Source organism: Roseofilum halophilum BLCC-M91, from assembly GCF_030068445.1.
Classification (GTDB): Bacteria; Cyanobacteriota; Cyanobacteriia; order Cyanobacteriales; family Desertifilaceae; genus Roseofilum; species Roseofilum halophilum.
Genome location: NZ_JAQPOK010000020.1, coordinates 1 through 4,460 on the forward strand (window position 1 = coordinate 1; position 4,460 = coordinate 4,460).

Below are 4,460 nucleotides of genomic sequence, written 5' to 3' on the forward strand. Positions count from 1 at the left end.
GGCTTACAGCGCTTCGCGCGGTAATGGGTAATGGGTAATGGGAAAACCATTTTTTACGCTAGAGTGCCCATTCTTCAGGCTTTTCATGGGACAACACTCTCAAGGAACATTTCGATTACTGTACCTCATAACATCGAAAAACGCTGTATATTCACGTAAATTAAGGAGAAGTTGAGCGATGAAAATAGAAGATCAAGGACGACCGTTTGAAATTGGGTTTAATATTGGGATTCTCAATTATCTTCAGCAAAAAAAATTAGCTCCTAAATGGGTTTATTATTATCGTCAAGAACTGGAAAATGTAAAATTAAATGAAATTAATAAAAAACTGATTGAAAATGCGAGTTCAATTAGTTGTAGCGATCGCCGGATCATTGAAACCTGGAGTCAGCTTTTACTCTTGAAGGGGTTTCTGGGCGGGTATAATTTTTTCTCTGAATATCTGCAAGGGACGCAATGGCGCAACCTTGAGCATCGTTTAGAGGTGCTTTATTATCAATGTGCATTTGCGGGTAACAATAGTCTGAAGACGCATCAGAAGAGTGACGAGCAGCTTCATCAAGAGTGGTTATCTCAGTTAGAGGGACTCGATCCAGGGCAGTTAAAGACGTATATTAATCAATATAGTCATACAGGAGAGTTTTTAAGAGCAGATACCCTATTATTGCTCCGTTATTCCCAACGGGACTATCGCATTTTGGTTATCGATCAATCGGTATTTGCGGTTCAGTCGGAAAAGGATATGACTGATATCCAAAATTTTATTGAACTGATTAAAAGTAAGTTAATCCAAGAAATTAATTATTTGCGATCGAAAAGTGTGTTTTCTAAGCTGAGAATTGATACAGGAGAAAGTCCGGATTTAGAGTTTCTGTTTTCTCCGGGTTTGAAGGATTATTTTACGGCGTTTAAGTCGAAGGATAAGGAGAGTGCGAAGTTAATTCAAGCGGCAGGATATGCCTATAGTTTTTATCAGTTTGCACAGAAAACGGGGATTGTTGCTCAAGGTGCAAAGGTGATTTTGAGTGCCATGGGATATAGCGATCGCGGAATGAATACGATGACGATCCATCCGGAAAACCTCTCCTTGTTTGAAACCTGTTACCAAATTTACAAGCATGAGTCCAGTGGCAAAGAGATGCTCGCAGTGCGAAAACAGGTGTTTAATCAGATCAAGCGTCAGATGGGCGCAAGTTTCGATCGCGGTAGGGAGTTTGTGGAAAAACTGATTAATATTCCCCCAGATCGAACCACGGTGGTTACCCATCACGAGCAAATTCAGGGGTTTCTGACTTCGGTTGCACCGCTTCCCGATCGGATTGCCCAAGAGTATAATCTCGATTCTAGCCTGGATTTACGCAATGGCCATGCTGAGTCGATCCGGCGATCGCTCCTTTCCGATAGCTTGTATCTTTTTTTAACGGGGAATCCGGGAATTGGCAAAACCACGGCGATCGCCAATTTCCTCCAACAGCATCAAGACGACGGTTTTCTCTTTTTCTACGTCAGTCCCCGCAAACAAGTTAACCTGGATATTCTGGAAAAATTCAAAGATAATGATGGGGAATGGTGCAGCAAAAACTTAGTGTGCTTAAACACCAATTCCCAAATTATTGCCGAACACAGTGGTGACTATACTGTACAATATCTTTCCGATCAATGGCAAGGAAATTTTAGGCAACAATCCGTTTTATTTCTCGATGGAAATCAAGATCAAAAGCATCAGAAAAGATACTCTTCTCGTTTGCAACGCAAAACCGAAGATCTGATCGTCGCAGCACCTCAAAATACAGCCGGAGTTATTCGCAGCATGTGCGAAGCCATCCACACCCTTGTCGATCGGCAAAGCACCAATAAAATCGTCGCTTCCATCTCTATTCAAGCCTTGAAAAAAACGCCCAATGGCAGTGACACCCTTAAGCATTTTGGCCAGATTTTCAAAGGAGCCTACAATAGTCGCACTCAAGAAGTTATCCCGGCAAAAATGCAAGCCATTTCTAAGCGCTTTAAGCATCTATTTATCATGATCGATGAAATCACTGGAGATGATAGCGGTGTAGAATTCTTAAATCGCATGACTCACATTCTCAGCAACTATAAGTTAACTACAGGAGAACATGGATTTAATCCTAAATTCATTATCGCTGATGCTTCCATTGTAGACAAAGATGTAATTCAACAGCACTTAAAATCTGGCCATCCCGAACCCGATAAAATCTTTTTCCGCAAAGCGCAGAAAGCGGCTTCACCCTTGGCGGTAGAGCCGTTTCAATTCAAACGCTACCCGGCAACCCTGATTAACACGAATTCCTATCCTGCCAGCGATCTCAATATTAGCTACAATATTATCATACATTCGACTCAATTTCAAGAGCGCAATCGCTTAAAACCCCAAGAAGATGATTTAGCCCAAAAATTGCGCGAACAAATCTTAGCCGATATTGAGCTAATCACTGAAGAACAGGGAGAAACCGACGCTCAAATTTTAGTCTATATTCAAAACAAGCAACGATTACAACAACTGATTGAAGCGCTTCAACGTCGTTGGCAAAGATTTGAGAAAAACCAAGACTATCTAGAAATTCATGCTAGTCTTTCGGAGAACGAAAGACAAACCATCCATAGCTATCAAAACGAAGTTAAGATCATTTTTATGACTTCCTCTGGCAGTCGTGGATTATCTTTTCCCAAAGTTAAGCATATTTTAGTCGATATTCCCCGCTTCCAAGTGGAAAAAAATTTGATGGAAATTATTCAAGTCATCTATCGGGGACGGGGAAATCCAGATCTAGATAATCAATCCAAATCTTTACACTTTTATCTCGCAGAACGTGCCGTTTACTTTGACGATGAGCCGCAGCTTTCCCTGCAAGAGAAAATTCTCAGCATTTTCAATATTTTACTGCTGCTCAAAGCCTCCATAATGACGCGGATTTTGGGAGCGGGAAAAATGGGCAGACAAGAGTATTTAATTATTCCCATTGGCGGCAAGTCCGTATCTGTGGCTGGACAAACTCTCAGTTCTCAACTGGCGAATTTGCTCAGGGAACTAAAGCTAGAAACTAGAAATCGTCACAGCGATCGAAAATTAAAAGAAACTTACGATCATTTAAAAACCTTACTCAGCCAATCTGATTATACTGTTCCTAAATCGGAACACTCCTCCTATATTTCGGAAGAATTTACCCATCAGTTCTTAGGGTTCGTTCAACCTAACCTGAGTAAATTAATCGATTTTCCACCCCTAGAACCGGGCTATCTTCAGGGAAGTTTGCTCATGGTTCCCTTGGGCGATCGAGTGGTTTCGGAAACCTATACCTTGTTTCTGGATTTAATTCTGAATCCGAGAACCGATGAACTGTGGAAGAATTTAATATATATTAGTAGCCGCAAAAGTGACTACCCTGAGAATCTGAAATTTGCGACTCGAACGGCGATTGATTTAATTGATGAAATTCGGGAAACTGAGAATAAATCCCAACACTATGAGCAGCAGAGTCAACGACTCGATCGCTATTATGCGCTGCCTTTGTTAACATTTGTTGCTAGAGAGGAGATGAAAGCGTATCTCAGTCACAAAGAGCGAATTGAAGATGAGTATTGTAAAGTTTAACTTAAAATATAGTCAAGTATAGTCATTCATGGTAAGATAGAACCATGAAACTCTCAGACTATGCTAAAAAAGCCGGGGTGAGTTATCAAACGGCGTGGAGATGGTGGCAAAAAGGTCATCTCTCTGGCTCTCAACTGCCTTACAGCGCGAAGCGCTGTATATTGGTGGTGGAGCATAAAGACCGTTTGGCGAGACTTGGGAAAAATTACCTTGAGATCCTGTTAAAAGAGATGAAAAAAACTGTTGAGATTGTCAATCATAGCGAGGATAAACAATATGAATTGATGGAATATTTAATTGCTATCATTACTTCATTCTGTTCTCGTCTTTATGGATTAAGGCGCTCGAAACGGAAAACCGAAAAAATCATTGCCGAATTAAAGGAACGCTCGTGAAATTAGCCGAAAGACATATTATTAAAAGAGGTCATCAGTTTTGGAATGAGATCGATGAGTTATCATGGGATTCCAAAAATCTCTACAATGCGGCTAATTATCTAATCCGTCAAAACTTTATCTATGGTCATGGTTACTTGAACTATAACCGGATGGATAAATTAATGCAGAAGACGGAACAATATTGCGCTTTACCTGCCAAAGTGTCCCAACAGGTGTTACGAGGATTAGACCAAAACTGGCAATCCTTTTTTGCCGCCAATCAAGACTACAAAGTCAACCAGAAGAAGTTTTTAGGAAAACCGAAAATACCCAAATATAAAAACACCCAAAAAGGTCGTCACTTATTGGTTTATACTCAACAGTCCCTGAGTAAAGTCGCCTTAAAACAAGGAAAAATTAAACTCTCAAAAACTCAGATAGAGTTCAATACATCGGTAGCAGAAAAAGTA

Annotated in this window: 2 protein-coding genes and 1 pseudogene; all 3 read left to right on the forward strand. The window is 40.5% G+C overall.

Annotated elements, in window-relative coordinates:
* Positions 1–178 precede the first annotated feature (178 nt).
* Entirely contained in the window at positions 179–3,613 is a 3,435-nt protein-coding gene (locus PJF56_RS02875; protein ID WP_283761135.1) for a helicase-related protein, read from the forward strand.
* A 44-nt stretch (positions 3,614–3,657) separates the two neighbouring features.
* Positions 3,658–4,008 carry a recombinase family protein gene (locus PJF56_RS02880; RefSeq protein WP_283761136.1) on the forward strand — a complete coding sequence of 117 codons (351 nt, stop codon included), beginning with the start codon at positions 3,658–3,660 and terminating at the stop codon, positions 4,006–4,008.
* Positions 4,005–4,460: pseudogene (locus PJF56_RS02885) on the forward strand (RNA-guided endonuclease TnpB family protein); the annotation flags it as partial. The gene PJF56_RS02880 and the pseudogene PJF56_RS02885, both read left to right, overlap by 4 nt.